Annotated in this window: 10 protein-coding genes; all 10 read left to right on the forward strand. The window is 39.7% G+C overall.

Features of this window, described 5'->3' with window-relative positions; genetic code table 11:
- Window positions 1-6 precede the first annotated feature (6 nt).
- The 10 genes from glgB to DV434_RS06265 all read left to right on the forward strand — a co-directional run bounded on the left by glgB (window position 7) and on the right by DV434_RS06265 (window position 20,299).
- The gene (gene glgB, locus DV434_RS06220) at window positions 7-2,196 is read left to right on the forward strand and encodes a 1,4-alpha-glucan branching protein GlgB (RefSeq protein WP_118811547.1); all 2,190 of its coding nucleotides are present in this window, start codon (window positions 7-9) and stop codon (window positions 2,194-2,196) included.
- Between the two features lie 3 nt (window positions 2,197-2,199).
- Window positions 2,200-4,176, forward strand: a complete 1,977-nt coding sequence (gene glgX / locus DV434_RS06225; protein WP_118811548.1) for a glycogen debranching protein GlgX — start codon at window positions 2,200-2,202, stop codon at window positions 4,174-4,176.
- Window positions 4,177-4,198: 22 nt separating this feature from the next.
- Complete coding sequence (gene glgC / locus DV434_RS06230) at window positions 4,199-5,500, forward strand: glucose-1-phosphate adenylyltransferase (RefSeq protein ID WP_192882522.1); 1,302 nt, start codon at window positions 4,199-4,201, stop codon at window positions 5,498-5,500.
- A gap of 106 nt (window positions 5,501-5,606) precedes the next feature.
- The gene (glgA, locus tag DV434_RS06235; protein WP_118811550.1) at window positions 5,607-7,037 is read left to right on the forward strand and encodes a glycogen synthase GlgA; all 1,431 of its coding nucleotides are present in this window, start codon (window positions 5,607-5,609) and stop codon (window positions 7,035-7,037) included.
- 246 nt (window positions 7,038-7,283) lie between these two features.
- The gene (locus DV434_RS06240) at window positions 7,284-9,749 is read left to right on the forward strand and encodes a glycogen/starch/alpha-glucan phosphorylase (RefSeq protein WP_118811551.1); all 2,466 of its coding nucleotides are present in this window, start codon (window positions 7,284-7,286) and stop codon (window positions 9,747-9,749) included.
- Between the two features lie 181 nt (window positions 9,750-9,930).
- Window positions 9,931-11,703, forward strand: a complete 1,773-nt coding sequence (locus tag DV434_RS06245) for a ShlB/FhaC/HecB family hemolysin secretion/activation protein (RefSeq protein ID WP_118795226.1) — start codon at window positions 9,931-9,933, stop codon at window positions 11,701-11,703.
- A 69-nt stretch (window positions 11,704-11,772) separates the two neighbouring features.
- Entirely contained in the window at window positions 11,773-18,768 is a 6,996-nt protein-coding gene (locus DV434_RS06250) for a two-partner secretion domain-containing protein (protein ID WP_118811552.1), read from the forward strand.
- A gap of 1 nt (window position 18,769) precedes the next feature.
- Entirely contained in the window at window positions 18,770-19,129 is a 360-nt protein-coding gene (locus tag DV434_RS06255; RefSeq protein ID WP_118785962.1) for a hypothetical protein, read from the forward strand.
- A 251-nt stretch (window positions 19,130-19,380) separates the two neighbouring features.
- The gene (locus DV434_RS11010; RefSeq protein WP_239992783.1) at window positions 19,381-19,935 is read left to right on the forward strand and encodes a hypothetical protein; all 555 of its coding nucleotides are present in this window, start codon (window positions 19,381-19,383) and stop codon (window positions 19,933-19,935) included.
- 1 nt (window position 19,936) lies between these two features.
- Complete coding sequence (locus DV434_RS06265) at window positions 19,937-20,299, forward strand: hypothetical protein (RefSeq protein ID WP_118785963.1); 363 nt, start codon at window positions 19,937-19,939, stop codon at window positions 20,297-20,299.
- Window positions 20,300-20,411 lie beyond the last annotated feature (112 nt).

Genomic DNA, 20,411 nt, shown 5'->3' on the forward strand with positions numbered 1-20,411 from the left:
GTAAATATGACAACCGCAGTAACACAAACAATTATTGATGGTTTTTTTGATGCGAGTAATGGCGATCCTTTTGCTACGCTTGGTATGCATGAAACTGAGCGAGGAATTGAAATTCGCACCTTATTGCCAGATGTCAATCGAGTAGTGGTAATAGAGCGTGAAAGTGGTAAAGAAATAACGGAACTGGATTGTGTCGATGAACGTGGCTTTTTTGTTGGTGTTATTCCAAATTGTCGTCAATTTTTTGCTTATCAATTACAGGTTTTTTGGGGCAATGAAGCACAAATTATCGAAGATCCTTATCGTTTTCATCCGATGATTGATGATTTAGAACAATGGCTACTTTCTGAAGGTTCTATGCTTCGTCCGTATGAAGTGCTTGGTGCACACTTTATGGAATGTGATGGTGTGAGCGGAGTAAATTTCCGTTTGTGGGCACCCAATGCAAGACGCGTTTCTATTGTTGGCGATTTCAACTATTGGGATGGTCGCCGTCATCCAATGCGTTTCCACCCCAAAAGTGGCGTTTGGGAATTGTTCCTACCGAAAGTTAGTCTTGGTCAGCTTTATAAATTTGAATTGATTGATTGCCACGGCAATCTTCGTTTGAAAGCGGATCCTTATGCGTTTAGTTCGCAACTTCGCCCTGATACCGCATCGCAAGTCAGTGCCTTGCCAAATGTGGTGGAAATGAGCGAAGTACGCAAAAAAGCCAATCAAGGCAACCAACCTATTTCTATTTATGAAGTGCATTTAGGATCTTGGCGTCGTAATTTAGAAAATAATTTTTGGCTAGATTACGATCAAATTGCTGATGAATTAATTCCTTATGTAAAAGAGATGGGTTTTACCCACATTGAATTTTTGCCTCTTTCTGAATTTCCGTTTGATGGTTCTTGGGGGTATCAGCCACTTGGACTTTATTCGCCAACCAGTCGTTTTGGCTCGCCTGAGGCATTTCGCCGTTTAGTAAAACGTGCTCACGAAGCAGGCATCAACGTGATTTTAGATTGGGTGCCAGGGCATTTCCCAAGCGATACTCACGGCTTGAGTGCTTTCGATGGCACGGCTCTTTACGAACACGCCGACCCACGCGAAGGCTATCATCAAGATTGGAATACCTTGATTTATAACTATGGACGTAATGAGGTCAAAAATTTCCTGTCCAGCAACGCCCTTTACTGGCTTGAACGCTTTGGTGTAGATGGTATTCGCGTAGATGCCGTGGCTTCGATGATCTACCGCGATTACAGCCGTGCCGAAGGCGAGTGGATTCCAAACCAATATGGCGGACGTGAAAATTTAGAAGCCATCGAGTTTTTAAAACACACTAACTGGAAAATTCACAGTGAAATGGCGGGTGCAATTTCTATTGCAGAAGAATCAACTTCTTTTGCAGGCGTAACCCACCCAAGCGAAAACGGCGGATTAGGTTTCAATTTCAAATGGAATATGGGCTGGATGAACGATACGCTCGCCTATATGCAGCTTGACCCAATTTACCGCCAATATCATCACAACAAAATGACCTTTGGAATGGTGTATCAATATAGCGAAAATTTTGTGCTACCACTTTCTCACGATGAAGTGGTTCACGGTAAATGTTCACTTCTTGGCAAGATGCCGGGCGATACGTGGCAAAAATTCGCTAACTTGCGTGCATATTACGGTTATATGTGGGGCTACCCAGGTAAAAAATTGCTCTTTATGGGGAATGAATTTGCCCAAGGCAGAGAATGGAATTACGAAGAAAGTTTGGACTGGTTCTTGCTTGATGAAAATATCGGTGGTGGCTGGCATAAAGGCGTATTGAAATTAGTAAAAGACTTGAATCATATTTACCGAGAAAACTCACCGCTCTTTGAACTGGATTATTCACCTGAAGGCTTTGATTGGCTTGTCGTTGATGATGCAGCAAATTCTGTATTTGCTTTTGAACGTCGCAGCTCAAATTTTGAGCGCATTATTGTCATCAGTAACTTCACACCTGTGCCGCGCCATAATTACCGTATTGGGGTAAATGTTGCAGGCACTTATGAAGAAATTCTGAATACTGATTCTATGTATTATCAAGGCTCTAACGTGGGCAATTTTGGCTATGTAACAAGTGAAGAAATTGAAAGCCATGGACGAGAAAATTCTATTTCGATTTCTATTCCACCATTGGCGACAGTTTATTTGAAATACAATTTGTAAGATATGTTTACGATTTATAACAACGGCAAACCAGCGCCAATGGGCTATTCAATATTCACCGAGAATGGCGTGAAGGTGACTAATTTTGCATTGTTTTCTGCTGCGGCGAGTGGTGTTGAAGTTTGCCTGTTTGATGGCGATAAGGAAACGCGCTTTCCTATGGTTCGCACAAATAATGTATGGCATTTAGCTGTAGCAGGCGTTGAGGTTGGGACAGAATATGGATTCCGCATTCACGGTGAACATGCCAACCCGAATAAGTTAATGCTCGATCCCTATGCGAAAGCCGTGAATGGTAAACCTGATTTAAGTAGCGAAGAAAGCCGTTCTTGGTTCTTAATGAGTGATCATCGCGATAATGCTCATATTGCGCCAAGAGCGGTGATTATCTCTGAAGATTTTGATTGGGAAAATGAAACTGCACCCAATACGCCTTGGGCGGAAACCATTGTGTATGAATTGCACGTTAAAGGTTTTAGCCAACTTAACGACAAGATTCCCGCTGAATTACGGGGCACCTATGCAGGCTTAAGTCATCCTATCAATTTAGCTTATTTAAAAGAATTAGGCGTGACAGCAGTGGAATTGCTGCCTGTAAATTTCCATATAAATGAACCGCACTTACAGGCACGAGGTTTACAAAATTATTGGGGATACAATCCCTTAGCCATGTTTGCGGTGGAACCTAAATATGCGGCAACAAATAATCCATTAGCTGAATTTAAATTGATGGTGAAGGCGTTTCACAAAGCGGGTATTGAAGTTATTTTAGACGTAGTATTTAACCATTCCGCAGAATCAGAGCAAACTTACCCAACATTCTGCCAGCGTGGCATTGATGATCAAACTTACTATTGGCGCAACGATCAAGGGCGTTATATCAATTGGACAGGCTGCGGCAATATGCTCAATTTATCCTCTGATGTTGGGCGAAAGTGGGTCGTAGAGTGTTTACGTTATTGGGCTGAACAATGTCATGTTGATGGTTTTCGATTTGATTTAGCCTCTGTGCTTGGACGTGATACACCAGATTTTAATGTACAAGCTCAGCTTTTTACTGACATAAAAAATGAGCCAAGTTTACAAAATATTAAATTGATTGCAGAGCCTTGGGATATCGGACATTACGGCTATCAAGTCGGGAATTTCCCGAGTTACTTTGCTGAATGGAATGATCGTTTTCGTGATGATCTTTGTCGTTTTTGGTTATGGAAAAGTGGTGAGATCGGCGCATTTGCAGAACGCTTTGCAGGTTCTAGCGATTTATTTAAGAAAAATGATCGCTTACCCCACACAACGCTTAACTTTATTACCGCTCATGATGGTTTCGTCATGCAAGATTTGGTGAGTTATAACCAAAAACATAACGAAGCGAATGGCGAAGAAAATCGTGATGGTCGCAATGAAAATTACAGTTATAACCATGGGGTTGAAGGTTCTACAGAATCCCTTTCTGAACCGCAAAAAAGTGCGGTGGAAAATAACCGCACTTCTGCAAAAAGCGGATTATTAATGAGTTTATTGCTTTCAAATGGCACGCCTATGCTTTTGGCAGGAGATGAGTTCGGCAACACTCAATATGGTAACAATAATGCCTATTGCCAAGATAACGAGATTACTTGGCTTAAATGGGCAAATTTTAACAAGGAATTATTTGAACTTACCAAGCAAACGATTGCAGCGCGTAAGCAAATTGGTAGTTTAAATCGGAATCAATGGTGGTCAGGTGACAATGTGCAATGGCTTAACATTCACGGTAACCAGATGACAGTTGACGATTGGCAAAATCAACAAACCAAAGCATTACAAGTAGTTTTAGATAAGCATTGTCTTTTATTGATTAATGCCAAAGCCGAAGGACAGGTATTTCACTTACCTGATGGAAAATGGAAACCTCAAATCGGCACACATAATTTAACCCTCGATGCACAACAAGCAGAGCTTAGCTCAATGGGCTTTTGTATGCTGAGTGACGAATAACTATAAGACTATGGAGATCCTTATGAAAGCTGGCGACCTTAATAAATATGATTTAGTTAAAAATACTTTGGTGCTTGTTCTCGCAGGTGGGCGTGGTTCACGTTTACACGAATTGACAGATAAACGTGCAAAACCTGCGCTTTATTTTGGTGGTAACCGTCGTATTATTGACTTCGCACTTTCTAACTGTATTAACTCTGGTTTGAACCGAATTGGGGTAGTGACTCAATACGCGGCACACTCTTTACTTCGTCATTTGCAAACTGGTTGGTCTTTCTTACCACAAGAAAAAGGGGAGTTTGTTGATATGCTTCCTGCTCGTCAACAAATTGATGATTCAACTTGGTATCGTGGTACGGCGGATGCTGTTTATCAAAATATGGCGATTATTCGTGATCACTATCGCCCTAAATACGTTTTAATTTTGGCAGGTGACCATATTTACAAACAAGACTATAGCGTCATGTTGATGGATCATGTGAACAGCGGTGCAAAATGTACGGTGGGTTGTATTGAAGTCCCACGCTCTGAAGCACATGAATTTGGTGTCATGGCGGTAAACGAAAATTTAAAAGTCAAAGCCTTTGTTGAAAAACCAAAAGATCCACCGGCAATGGTAGGTAAACCTGATGTTTCACTCGCATCAATGGGGATTTATGTGTTTGATGCGGATTATCTTTACAAAATGTTGGAGAGAGAGGTCAATACACCACAAACTAGCCACGATTTCGGTAAAGATGTATTACCAAAATGTTTAGCGGAAGAAACCCTTTATGCGCATCCTTTCAGCCGTTCCTGCATGGGACGTAATACTGAAGGTGAAATTTATTGGCGTGATGTGGGTACATTAGATAGCTTCTGGCAATCTAATATTGATTTAGTATCTGAAAATCCACAGCTTGATATTTATGACCAAAGTTGGCCAATTCGCGGTAATCCAATTCAAGCTTATCCGTCAAAATTCTTTTACAAAAATTCAAACGTTCATCCAGTCGATAATTCTTTAATTGGCGGAGGTTGTGTGATTACTGATGCCTCTATCAGTAATTCCGTGCTATTCGATCGCGTTAAAATTGATGCATTCTCAAAAGTGGATCATTGCGTGGTATTGCCGCAAGTTAAAATCGGTAAGAATTGTATATTGAAAAACTGTATTCTCGACCGTGAATGTATCATTCCTGATGGCATGGAAATTGGTGTGAATATGGAAGAAGATAAAAAACGATTCCGTATCAGTTCAACTGGTAAAGTAATCCTAGTTACCCCGAAAATGCTGAAAAAATTAGAAGGGGAAGAAGTTGTATCTGAAGAGCATTTAGATTAATGATGAAAAGTGCGGTGAATTTTGACCGCACTTTATAATCCCCTCTTTTCTAAAGAGGGCAGTTGATCGAGCGTTATTTATGTTTTATAGGGAAAATAAAAATTAAATGAAAGTTTTACACGTTTGCTCAGAATTTTATCCGCTCCTTAAAACAGGCGGTTTAGCCGATGTTTTAGGAGCCTTGCCGCAAGCCCAAAATCAAATAGGGCTTGATGCACGAATTTTATTGCCTGCTTATCCAGCGATTTCTGCAGGTATTTCTAATACACAAGTTGTGGCTGAATTTGATAATTTTGCGGGACATGTAGTGTTGCGCTACGGCGAATATAATGGCGTAGGCGTTTATTTAATTGATGCGCCACATTTATATGCGCGTGAGGGGAATCCATATCACGATTGTTACTACAATGATTATGGTGATAACTATAAACGTTTTGCCTTACTTGGTTGGGTTGGTGCTGAATTATCTACTGGTTTAGATAGCTGGTGGCGTGCGGATGTGGTTCATGCTCATGATTGGCATGCAGGCTTATGTGCCGCTTACTTATTTAATAAAGGTCGCCCAGCAAAATCCGTATTTACAATCCATAATTTAGCATATCAAGGGCAATTCCATTATCAGCATTTATTTGAAATTGGCTTGCCAGCAGGCATGTTTAATGTTGATGGTTTAGAGTTATTTGGACAGATTTCCTATTTAAAATCAGGCTTGTTCTATTCTGATGCAAGCACGGCGGTGAGCCCAACTTATGCAGAAGAAATCACGACACCAGAATTTGCCTATGGTTTGCAAGGCTTGCTTTCTGGCTTAAAAGCTCAAGGTCGTTTGGTGGGGATTTTAAATGGCGTGGACGAAAATATTTGGCATCCGAACGTGGATCAATACATTCCGCACCATTACAAACTGAAATATATGGCAGGCAAAAAGAAAAATAAAGCCGAACTGCAGGCGTATTTCAATTTGCCACAAGATGAAAACGCGTTAGCTTTTGTGATGGTTACCCGTTTAACCGAGCAAAAAGGTGTCGATTTATTAATCGAAAGTGCGGATGAAATTGTTAAACAAGGCGGGCAGTTGATGATTTTAGGTTCAGGTGCACCGCACTTGGAACAAGGTATTCGTGAGCTTGCAGTGCAATATCCTAACAATATTGCGGTAAAAATCGGCTATGATGAAACCCTTTCGCATTTAATGGTGGCAGGTGGCGATGTGATTTTAGTGCCAAGCCGTTTTGAGCCTTGTGGCTTAACACAACTTTATGGTTTGCAATATGGCACACTTCCACTTGTTCGTAAAACGGGTGGTTTGGCGGATACGGTGGTGGATAGCACCTCAGAAAGTATTAAAGCTCGCACCGCAACAGGTTTTGTATTTGAAAGTGCAACTCCTGAAGCTCTCCGCCATTGCTTGCAACGTGCCTTTGCCTTATGGCAAAAACCGCGTGCGTGGGCGATGGTTCGCACCGATGCAATGGAACAAGACTTCAGCTGGCGTAAAGCTGCAGAGCAATATAGAACGCTTTATGAACGCTTGTAGTTTTATTCGTAAACTTTCTTAACAATCACACCGCTTGTGAAAGAATCTTTTGCAAGCGGTGTGATTGGGCTTGTTTTTTACAAAGATAAGCATAAAATTCGAACTACTTTTGTAGGTTGTGTAAACAACATTCACGCACGCAAAGAGCGGTCAAATTTTGATTGATTTTTGCAAACGTGCGAGAATTTTGTAAATTCACACACCCTACGTTAATCATTTCTTAGCATTCTAATAGAGGTTTTACCTATGATAATGGATAACTTTGATTCTCCATTCCAATATAATCGTCCTGAAATGACCGTTGAAGCGATTAAAAAATCAATCGTTTACAAACTCATTTTCTTAATCGGTCGCTCTCCACGCGAAGCCAGCCAACGCGATTGGCTCAATGCAACACTTCACGCTGTGCGTGACTTAGTAACAGAGGGTTGGATCACTACTGCTCGCCAAGCTCGAGCAGAGGATTCCCGCCGTGTTTACTACCTTTCAATGGAATTTTTAATCGGACGTACGCTATCTAATGCAATGATTGCAGAAGGTATTTATGGATTAGCACAAGAAGCCTTGTCTGAATTAAATGTGGATTTAGAAGAGATTTTAGAAAAAGAAGTTGATCCAGGCTTGGGTAATGGCGGTTTAGGTCGTTTAGCCGCTTGTTTTATGGATTCTATTGCGACCCTTGGCTTACCAGGTATGGGCTACGGTATTCGTTATGAATATGGTATGTTCCGCCAAAAAATCGAAAATGGTCAGCAAGTCGAGCGCCCAGATGCATGGCTTGAAAAAGGTGCGCCTTGGGAATTCATTCGTCCATCTAAACGCTTTACCGTAGAATTTGGTGGAAACATTCATTTCGAAGGAAAAAAATGTATTTGGCAAGATACCGAAAAAGTGACCGCACTTGCTTACGATCAAATGATTCCGGGTTATCAAAATAATTCTGCTGCGACATTACGTTTATGGTCTGCTCATGCGGGAGAGGTTTTTAATCTCGCAGATTTTAACCGCGGTGAACACCTAGCGGCATTAGAAGAACACTCCGCAAATAAAAACTTATCTCGCGTGCTTTACCCTGATGATTCTACTTGGAATGGTCGCGAATTACGTTTACGTCAAGAATATTTCTTAGTATCTGCATCACTTCAAGATATTTTACGCCGTCACAAACGCACCCACGATAGCCTTGAAAACTTGGCTGATAAAGTGGCGATCCACTTAAACGATACCCACCCAGCTTTAGCTATTCCTGAATTAATGCGAATTTTAGTGGACGACGAAGGTTTTGAATGGAAAAAAGCGTGGGAGATGACGCGTAACATTTTCTCTTACACCTGCCATACTTTAATGTCCGAAGCGTTAGAAACTTGGCCAGTGGAAATGATGGCGAAAATCTTACCGCGTCATTTACAGATGATTTTTGAAATTAATGATCATTTCTTAGAGTATGTTCGTTCTTACGTCACCACCGATAACGATTTTATTCGTCGAGTTTCATTGATTGAAGAAGGTTATCAACGTAAAGTGCGTATGGGATGGCTATCTGTTGTGGGTTCACACAAAATAAACGGTGTCGCAGAAATTCATTCTGATTTAATGGTGACTTCAACCTTTGCAGATTTTGCTCGCATTTTCCCAGAACGCTTTACCAATGTAACGAACGGTATCACACCGCGTCGTTGGTTAGCCGTGGCGAACCCACAATTGGCAGACTTATTCGATAAATACATTGGTTCAGAATGGCGTTGTGATTTAAGTCAAATCGAAAAACTTAAACCATTTACGCAAGAAAAAGCATTTAAAGAAGCGATTGCGGATATTAAATTTGCGAACAAAGTGAAATTGGCGGAATATGTGAAATCTGAATTAGGTGTTGAACTTGATCCACATGCGTTATTTGATGTTCAAGTCAAACGTATTCACGAATATAAACGTCAAATGTTGAACGTATTGCATATTATCGCTCGCTACAATGAAATGCTTGCCAACCCTGAAAAAGATTGGCAACCGCGTGTATTTATTTTAGCAGGTAAAGCAGCTTCAGCTTATTATGCTGCTAAACAAACCATTCACTTAATCAATGATGTTGCTAATGTCATCAATAATGATGAGCGTTTGAAAGGCCGTTTAAAAGTTGTATTTATTCCAAATTACAGTGTAAGCCTTGCACAGCTTATCATCCCAGCAGCAGATATTTCTGAGCAAATCTCCCTTGCTGGTACTGAAGCATCAGGCACAAGTAATATGAAGTTTGCCTTAAATGGCGCATTAACACTCGGTACACTTGACGGTGCAAACGTGGAGATCTTGGAAAACGTGGGTGAAGATAACATCTTTATTTTCGGCAACACTGTGGAACAAGTTGAGCAACTTCGTCGAGAAGGGTATCGATCATTTGAATACTATCAAAATGATGCTCAATTACGCACAGTCGTGGATCAAATTATTGAGGGTAAATTCTCACCAGAAGATCCTCAACGTTATCATCAACTATTACAAGGCTTGCAATACCATGATTATTATCAAGCTTTTGCTGATTTCCGCAGTTATGTAGAAACTCAAAAAGCCGTAGATGAAAAATATAAACAACGAGATCAATGGATTGAAAGCACCATTCAAAATATCGTGAATATGGGCTTCTTCTCATCTGACCGCACGATTAAAGAGTACGCAGAGAGAATTTGGAAAGTTGAGCCTGTTCAATTAGGTGATTAATTTTATATTAATGGCCAATAAATAAATTATCTGCATCAAGCCCGAGTTTGATGCAGATTTTTTTATATTTAAACTAATGAAAAATAACAGAAATTACTGATATAAACTTTATGGTTTTTTTAAATAGATTTTGATATCTTATCAACCATAATTCATTAATAACTTTATCTTTAGGGTAACAATGAAAAAATCCTCACACTTTTTTCTTTCTAGTTTATTATTTATTTCACCTTTTGGTTTTTCAGCGCCAAGCTCACCAAATGCCAATTTAGAAAAACAAATCGATGCCAAACAACAGAGGCAACAAGTGGAACAAGATGCGGCTATCTTAGCCCAGCAAACGCAATCCGCAAATGTGCGTTTAGAGGGAGAAAAAGAAGCCTCTCGTAGCTTTCCCCAAAATGAATCACAATGTTTTCCTATCAATCAATTGGTGCTGACCGATTATCAAGCTGAAGAAAGTTCATCAGCCTCTTCCCTTAAATTAATCCAACCAAGCCAATTTTCTTGGGCATTAAAGTCTGCTTATGCTGAGCGTGATTTTGCGCTGCCTGCTTGTATAGGTTCTGAGGGGATTAATGTATTACTTCGCCGTATTCAAAATCGTTTAATTGATTTGGGATATGTCACTACCCGCGTGGTGGTCGAGCCACAAGATTTGCGTTCAGGCATACTCGTACTCACCGTGATTCCGGGTAAAGTGGGTCGTATTCAATTACAAGACCAAAGTGCGATTCCGTTTGCCACCCGTGGTACCTTATGGTTTGCCATGCCAATGGCGCAGGGGGATATATTAAATATTCGCAATATTGAACAAGGTTTAGAAAACTTAAAACGCGTACCGAGTGCTGATGCGAATATGGAGCTTGTGCCAACGGATGCAGTCGGTGAAACAGATGTGGTGATTGCTTATAAGCAACGCTTACCTTTTCATTTAACCTTGGGATTAGATGATTCAGGCAGTAAAGCTACTGGTCGCTTACAGGGCTCGGCCACGTTTTCTTGGGATAACGTGCTAACCCTCAATGATATGTTCTATATCAGTGGTACGCGTAGCTTTAAGCGCGATAGCGATGATGCGGAAGGGGATTATGGCAGCAAAAACATCAGTCTCTATTATTCTATTCCTTGGAAGAATTATCTCTTAACGCTTTCCGGTTCAAAATATTCTTATCACCAAACGGTAGCGGGTGCATTTGAGTCTTATACCTATTCAGGTGAAAGCCAACAAATGAAAGCGAACTTAAGTCGCTTATTATCTCGTGGAAGTCTTTATAAAACCTATGTGAATGCCGCGTTATGGACGAAAAAATCGCATAACTATATCAATGACACCGAAATTGAAGTGCAACGTCGTCGAACAGCAGGTTGGGAAGTGGGCTTAAATCACACCCAATACATTGGTGAAACCGTATTACAACTGTTTGCGAACTATAAACGCGGTACGGGTGGGAATAAATCCTTACCAGCACCGGAAGAAGCGTTTGGTGAAGGGACTTCTCGCATGCAGATTTTTACTGCAGGCGTTGATTTTACCTATCCTTTCACTATCGGCAATCAACCTTTCCGCTTTAACACCAGTTGGAGTGGACAATGGAACGGGACACCTTTAACACAACAAGATAAATTGAGTATTGGTGGCCGTTATACCGTGCGAGGGTTTGATGGCGAGCTATCACTTTCCGGTGAAAAAGGTTGGTTATGGCGAAATGAGCTCGGTTGGAATATCGCCAATAAGGAACATGAGCTTTATTTAGGGATTGACCGAGGTAAAGTGCACTCTAGCCAAGAAGAGCTTCAAATTGGTGACAGCCTAATGGGGGGCGTAATTGGACTTCGCGGTAAATTATGGGGCATTAACTATGATTATTTTGTGGGTGTTCCAATTAAAAAACCGGAAGGATTTAGAACCAGTCATGTCACAACTGGATTTAATGTGAGCTACCGTTTTTAATGCTCACGCTTTTAGATGAATAAATTGATTAAAATCAAACAGAATTTAAAACTTAAAGGAAATTAAAAAATGAATAAACGTCATTATAAAGTGATTTTTAGCCGTGTATTAAATCAGCTTGTGGTAGTATCTGAGCTGGCAAAATCTCAAGGTAAAGCACAAAGCGAAAATGTGAGTCCGGAACAAGAAAAAACAGGATTATTTTCAACCGCACTTTCCTTCTCCCTCAACTCCATTCATTTCAGCTTAATGTTAGCATTAGGCTTTGTGTTCTTATCGCCTTCTGCTCATGCACAAGATATGGCGATTCGTGCAGATAAATCAGCACCAGGTAATCAACAACCCATCGTACTTCAAACAGCGAATGGTTTACCGCAAGTAAATATTCAAACACCAAGTGCAGGTGGCGTATCACGTAACCAGTATTCACAATTTGATGTGGCAGAAAAAGGCGCTGTGTTAAACAACGCCCGTAAAGCGGCACAAACTCAAATGGCGGGTTGGGTACAAGGTAACCCGAATCTTGCTCGCGGTGAAGCGAAAGTCATTCTTAACGAGGTAAACTCTGCCAACCCAAGCCGTTTAAAAGGTTATGTGGAAGTCGCAGGCAAAAAAGCAGATGTCGTCATTGCCAACCCAAGTGGTATCCAATGTGATGGCTGTGGTGTGATTAATGCGGGGCGTACAACGCTAACAACCGGTAAAGCAGAAGTAGAAAATGGTGAATTGAAAGGCTATCGCGTAAAAGGCGGTAAGGTGACTGTTGGCCAAAAAGGGATGGATAACAGTCAATCTGATTACACTGATATTATCGCTGATAAAGCGGAAATCAATGGTGGCGTTTGGTCGAAAAAAGGCATTAAAGTTACTACAGGTAAAAACAACGTTGACCGCACCAATGATTCGGTTGTGTACGTGGGCGATAAAAATACCGACAACACTGACCGCACTTCTGATACGCAAAGTGAAAACCAAAGCTATAGTGTGGATGTAAGCCAATTGGGTGGGATGTATGCCGAGAAAATCTATTTAGTGGATAACGGCCAAGGCCTTGGTGTACGTAATGCGGGACATATTGGTGCATCGGCTGGAAGTGTGAAAGTTGACAGCCAAGGTAAGATTGTCAATGAAGGCTTTATTGGGGGGAGCGAAAATGCCCAACTCAATGCGAAAAAGAATATTGAGAACCGTGGTACCGTTTATGCCAAAGCTCAGACACAACTTAATGCTCAAAATATTGATAATAAACAGGGTGTGATTGTTGGTAAACAAGTTCAGCTTAACGCGAACAACGTGGATAACCGCAAGCAATCTGATAAAGGCTCTTTAATTGTTGCTTCTGAAAAAGTGGAGATTAAAGCGAACAGCTTAGATAACAGTGGTACTAAATCAAGCAGTCAAAATGTTCAAGGGATTAAAGCTGGGCAGTTAAATGTTGTTGCTGATACAGTGAGCAATCAACAAGGTGCAATTAATGTAAGTGAAGAAGGACGAATTAAAACTGAACAACTTAGTAATCAACAAGGTGATATTCTCTCTGTAGGCAAACTTGTTGTAGAGGGAGATAAAGCTTCAACTGTAGTGGATAATACTGGTGGTCGTTTGCATTCTGATTCACAGTTAGATTTAACCGCAGAAACGTTGGTAAATGAAGGAAATATTAGTTCTAGAGGTAATGCTAATATTGCTTTAAAAGATGGTTTGAATTTAAAAAATGCCTTTAAAGTGGATGGTACGTTGAATTTTTCTACTGAAGGAAAATTGACAAACAATGTTGCATTAAGAATTGGTCAAGCAGCAATCATTCACGCAGCAGAAGTAGAAAATATAAAAAATGCAGAAATTTCTGCTGAAGCAACTCAAATTACCACAGAACGTTTAACTAACCGTGGACTAATTGATGGTACAACTACACGTTTAGATGCTTCAACATTAAATAATCTAGGTACTGGTCGTATTTATGGTGATCATCTTTCTATTGCTAGCCGTGAGTTAATAAATGATAAAGAGGGTGAACATTCGGCCACAATCGCTGCTCGTCGGCGTTTGGATTTTGGTGTAGGAACTTTAGTTAATCGAGATCATGCTTTTATCTTTAGCCAAGATAAACTTTATATTGGTAGTGAGCTAGATGATAAAGGATATACTGTAGGTAAGGCGACATTTATTGATAATGCGAGTGCTAGTATAGAAGCATTAGGCGATGGAGCAATTAATACACACCGTTTATGGAATCATGATATTCATCTAAAAATGGGCGAAGTAGTTTCTTATGAGAATTTTTCTTTATTTCGTTTACCTGGATCTTCCGAGTCTTATCGTGGAGGTGTAGATGGTTATATGAATTGGAATAATAAAAATCGTCATGATAATAATGCCTATTATACATTTTATGATCAATCCAAAGGGAGAGTCGGTTCCCCAAACTGGCATACTGAATATTTTACCCGAAAAACAATTACACCCACGATTGAGCATCAGGAACCAGCAAAGATTACTTTTGGCGGTAATCTGACCTTACAAGGAGATGATATTGAAAATAATGCCTCTAAGTTTTTAATTGGTAAACGCCTTACTTTAGGCGAGCAGATTGTTGAGTCAAATAAAACTAATGGTGATATCGGTCATGCTAGTGGCATTCAGTTAAGAAATAAGGATGTCGTTGCAAATATTCTTAAATTTGATAATGGTGAGGCTCAAGAGATTGGCGCTGAAAAACACCATTGTGGCAGACACCGCTGCTGGGGACATTATAACCATGGTACAACTGCAATAACTAATCGTCCTCTTCCTCCAATTCCTCACTATTTTAAGGTGGTTGATAACACAATTGGTAAATCTATTTCATCAACAGGCTCAGTGGGGACTTATCATAAGTCTGGAAGCGTGGCTTCTATTGATATTAGTGCTAATTTACCAACAGAAAATCTTTATCAAGTTAATCCTAATGCTAATAGCCACTATCTTGTAGAGACAGATCCTAAATTTACTGATCGTAATAAGTGGTTGAGTTCTGATTATATGTTTAAGCAGTTGAGAAATGATCCTCAAAATATGCTTAAGCGTTTGGGTGACGGTTTTTATGAACAGCGTTTAGTGAATGAGCAAATCAATCAACTCACGGGCAGACGTTTCCTTCAAGGTTACTTATCTGATTATGAACAGTATAAAGCCTTGATGGATAATGGTGCGCAATATGCGAAGAAACTTAATTTGATCCCTGGCGTGGCATTAACGGCTGAGCAGATGAAACAGCTCACCTCAGATATGGTTTGGATGGTAAAACGTGAAGTGACGTTAAAAGATGGTTCGAAAAAAGAAGTACTTGCACCACAGGTTTATGTAGTGGGTCGTAATGCTGATATTGATAGCCGAGGCGCAGTGATTTCAGCCAACGATGTAATTGTCAATATTCAAGGAGACATTCAAAACAGTGGAGTTATTTCGGGGCGTAATTTGACCCATTTGGCGGCAAATAATATAGAAAACCTAGGCGGGAAATTGCAAGGGCGTGAGCTTTACTTAAAAGCGAAAGAAACTCTTAATAATCTCGGTGGAGAACTCAATGCAGAAGATCGTTTAGTGGCTCAAGCTAAAAACATTAACATAGAAAGCCGCACGAGTGAAACCAAGGATACTGGCAATTTTTACCGCAAATCCCTTGTTCAGCAAGCCTCAATTAGTGTGGGTAGAAAAGATGCAGCTGACAAGGGGCAAAAAGGCACCGCTCTTTTAATGGCAACGGAAAATATCACAGTAAAAGGCGCTAACTTTAATATTAAAGGTGATGCGGCATTGCAAGCGGGTGATAAATTAAATCTCGACACGATTGAAACCCAAAACAAAGAGCATTATGTATCCAACACCGATAATTATTACAAGCTTGATCAAAAACAAGAAGTGGGCAGTCAGTTAAATGTCACTGGAAATCTTGATGCTGTGGGTAAAAGTGCGGTTGAAATGCGAGGCGTTTCTGTAACCAGTAATGGCACCATGAATGTGATGTCTGAGGGGAATATTACTATCCAAGAAGCTCGTTATAAAGAGCAGCTTTCTAGTGGTTCAAAAAGTAAATCTAGAGGTTTAACAAGCTCAACGACAGAGGTTTATCGACATAAACACGATTATGATGTTGCGGAAGCCTCAAATTTAGATGCAGATAAGATTTATCTTCATTCAAGCAAAGGTAATGTCACTATTCAGGGCTCAAATGTAGCAGCTGGTAATGGTTTGACGGTGAAGGCCAAAAATATTGATATTCGTGAAGCTGAGAACCGAGTTTATTCTGATGATTTTTATAGCAAGAAAAAATCAGGCATATTGGGAGGTGGTATTGGCGTAACCGTTGGTTCTCAAAAACAAACCACGGAAAGTGATCAGACTAAGCTTTATGCACAAGGTAGCCAAGTAGGCAGCTTAAACGGCAATACGACGATGATTGCAGAAAACACTTATACTCAAACCGCTAGTAAGGTGAGTGCAAGCAAAGACGGCGATGTGAATATTCTGGCAAAGAAAGTCGATATTAAAGCGGCAGATGATAAATATGAAATGCACACCAAACAAACCTTTGAGCAAAAAGGGGTAACCCTTGCCGTTACTTCTCCTGTTATTTCTGCTATTCAAGCAGTACAAAGCACAGTGCAATCAACTAGACAAGTAGGTGAGAGTAAGCATGGTCGTGTAAATGCGATGGCAGCAGCTAATGCTGGTTTTGATGCTTATCGTGCAGCTGATAGCGTAATGAAAGCTGGCGACGCTATTCAAAAAGCAATGAGTAATAGCGATGTGGATTCCGTAGTAGGGGTGCAAATCACTTACGGCCAACAAAAGAGCGAATCACGTACTCATACTGAAGGAAAAACCGCAGCCAAATCTCAAGTTAATGCTGGCGGCAAAGTGAATATTATGGCGACAGGCGCAGGAAAGGATTCGAACATTAATATTGAAGGTTCAGATGTTTCTGGTAAACAAGGCACGTTTTTATCGGCTGATAATCAAGTGATTATTAAAGCGGTTGAGCAGAATCATAAAGAGCGTAGTACCAATAAATCGAGTGGTTTTAATGCAGGGGTAGCCATTAAAGTGAGTAATGGTGAGGCTGCTGGGGTTACTTTAGGCGGTAATTACGGAAAAGGTTATGGTAATGGCGATGAAACCACTTATATCGCTAGTCATGTAGGTGATAGCCAAAGTAAAACTGTGATTAATGCAGGTGGTGATGCCAATATTATTGGCAGCCAAGTAAAAGGCAAACGAGTAGAACTTAATGCTGAAAACCTGAATATCGAGAGCTTACAAGATAAATTTCGCTACCATGGTAAACAAATGAATGCAAGTGGTAGTGTGACAGTAGGCTATGGTTTTGCTGCGGGTGGTAGTTTCAATAAATCGAAAGTCAATACAGACTATGCGAGTGTAAATGAACAGGCAGGAATTTTTGCAGGTAATGATGGGTATGATATCAATGTAAAAAATAAAGTTTCTTCTGTTGGTGGCGCTATTCTTTCAAGTGCACCAAAAGAGAAAAATCAAATGACAGCACAAGATTTCGAATATTCAAATATTCAAAATTATTCTAACGCGAAATCATCTGCGATGGGATTGATGGGCGGTTTTTCTGTAGATCGTGATCAAACTTCTGATGAGGATAAAGCTTTAAATAGAACTTATCGTAAGGATAGAACGAATGAAACCTTTGAGCAGGCAAATCCAAATAAAGCAAATCAATCGCCGGTAAAATTTGGTTTAGGTACAAATGATGTTCATAGCACAGATTTATACGCTGCAGCAAAAATTGGTCTAGCTAATTTAGCGAGCAATAGCAGTCAAAGTGAAAATAATCAGAGTACAACCAATGCTGTGATTAGTGATGGTAACTTTAATATTGCGAGTATACAGGGTAAACAGAATATTCAGACAATCAAGAAATCCACTGAGCAAGAAGTAAACAAACTTGAAAAAGTGGATCATGCGAAAATGCAAAAAGAAGTTGAGCAGGATGTTGCAACGATTCAAGCGTTTGCGAAGAATATTGGTGGTGTTACGGATGAGGCTTATCGAACAATGTTTATCGCAGAACATCGGATGTTTACTCATAAAGTGGATACAAAAGGAGACCCTATAGAGGATCCTGAAATTCTGAAAAAAATAAATGAAGAAGCGGATGCTAAGGGGTTAGATAGAACAAAATACCTTAAGCAGCAACTAGAAAAAGGACGCAATATTTATTTATTACATGAGTTATCAGATCAAGAACGCAATCAATTACAAAAAGTTACTTATACTGATCCAAAAACAGGGAAAACAGAGAGTAAATATGTCGTTGCATTTAATGGCATCTTTAATGATCGTAATTCCGCCGCAAAATTTGCGGTACAAAACTATATTGCGGGCAGGGATGATAAAACAGGCAATATAGATCAAAAGGTATATAAAGATGTTTATTTTGTTCACCATCCTAAAGCGAAAAATGGTTTGTCAGAGCTCTTAGTGGCGGGTTATGAGAAAATGTTTGAAACTTCTTTTGGAAATCTATTAGGTATGGATAATTCAAGTTTACAAGCGATGAACATCATGAAGCAATATGGTAAAGATGATTTATACGTTGGTGCTCATAGTCGTGGAACATTAACTGTTAGTAATGCATTAAAAGCGTTAAATACAGAAGATAACCGAGAGAAAAAATTGCTTTCAAACACCTCTGTTAAAATGGTGGGTCCTGCAGCTGATATAACAAGAGCGGATGGCTATTTAAGTCAATTGCAAACGGGTAAGGAAAGAACCACTTCAGATGGTTCAATTCGGATTGAGAATCATGCTAGTGACCCAGTAGGTAGTATGCCGATTTTATTGGGAGGAAACCCTGCAACGACATCTGAAAATAATCTCAATAAAGGTTGGATTGCACGTATTAGCGATATATTTGGTGACAATTCATCAGTACATAATTGCCATGGCTTAGGACAACGACAATGTATTACTGATGGATATCGAACTGAGGGAGATCTTAAAATGGGAAATGAAAGAACTATTTTTGAATTAAATAAAGCGAAGGAGAAATAAAATGAAAGTACTATTTTCTATATTTTTAATATTAATTCTAAGCGGGTGTTCTTTTGGAGGATTTCAACCTCCACCACCACATGATCATTGGCAGCTACATAATGAGACAGCATTATTTCCGAACTCAGATCCTGATGTTTTAACTAAATATCTTGCTAGAAGAAAAAAAGATATGAAGGATTGCGGTATGGATTTTGTCATTGGTGAAAGTGATAATCCAGAGGTCAATCTTTGTTTAGAGAAAAAAGGCTGGTATTTAGAAGGTGGACCAATCTGTGAAGAAAGAACAATGTGGAATAGACCTCCATGTATCCAATGGCGAAAAAAACATAGCAAACCTGATGCTAAGCCTTGGCAGTAATTAACAAAGGTGCTTAAAAGTGCGGTCAATATTCAGTGAATTTTAGAATCTCTTGAATATTGACCGTACTTTTCTAAAGGCAAGAGTTGTCGCTAGATAACGAGCGTCTCCTGACGCGTTCTTGAATCTAACTAAAATAGACAAACTGAATAAAGTTGTTAATGAAAATAGTAAAAATCTGAATTGTGAAATTTATGTTTTGGGATCGCGTTAGGAAACGCGCGCCATCGTAGGGGGCGGGTTATGAGAAAATGTTTGAAACTTCTTTTGGAAATCTATTAGGTATGGATAATTCAAGTTTACAAGCGATGAATATCATGAAGCAATATGGTAAAGATGATTTATACGTTGGTGCTCATAGTCGTGGAACATTAACTGTTAGTAATGCATTAAAAGCGTTAAATACAGAAGATAACCGAGAGAAAAAATTGCTTTCAAACACCTCTGTTAAGATGGTGGGACCTGCAGCTGATGTAACAAGAGCGGATGGATATTTAAGTCAATTGCAAACGGGTAAAGAAAGAACGGCTTCTGATGGTTCAATTCGGATTGAGAATCATGCTAGTGACCCAGTAGGTAGTATGCCGATTTTATTGGGGGGAAATCCTGCAACAACATCTGAAAATAATCTCAATAAAGGTTGGATTGCACGTATTAGCGATATATTTGGTGACAATTCATCAGTACATAATTGCCATGGACTAGGGCAACAACAATGTGTTACTGATGGATATCGAACTGGAGGAGATCTTAAAATGGGAAATGAAAGAACTATTTTTGAATTAAATAAAGCTAAGGAGAAATAAAATGAAAGTACTATTTTCTATATTTTTAATATTAATTCTAAGCGGGTGTTCTTTTGGTGGTTTTAAACCAGCTCCTCCATACTATCATTGGCGTTTGCATAATGCAGATGCATTATTTCCTGACTCAGATCCTAATGTTTTAACTAAATATCTTGACAGAAGAGAAAAAGACATGTCGGATTGTGGTATGGATTTTGTTACTGGTGAAAGTGATGATCCGGAGGTGAATCTTTGTTTAGAGAAAAAAGGCTGGTATTTAAAAGGCGGATCTGTTTGTGAAAATATACTAATGTGGAATAGATCTGCATGTATTCAATGGCGAAAAAAACATAGCAAACCTGCTGATGCTAAGCCTTGGCAGTAATTAACAAAGGTGCTTAAAAGTGCGGTCAATTTTCAAAGAGTTTTAAAACCTCTCAAAAATTGACCGCACTTTTACAAGTAAAACGTATCACGATAATATGAATAGCTTTGGT

This window comes from Haemophilus haemolyticus, from assembly GCF_003493685.1.
GTDB lineage: Bacteria > Pseudomonadota > Gammaproteobacteria > Enterobacterales > Pasteurellaceae > Haemophilus > Haemophilus haemolyticus_O.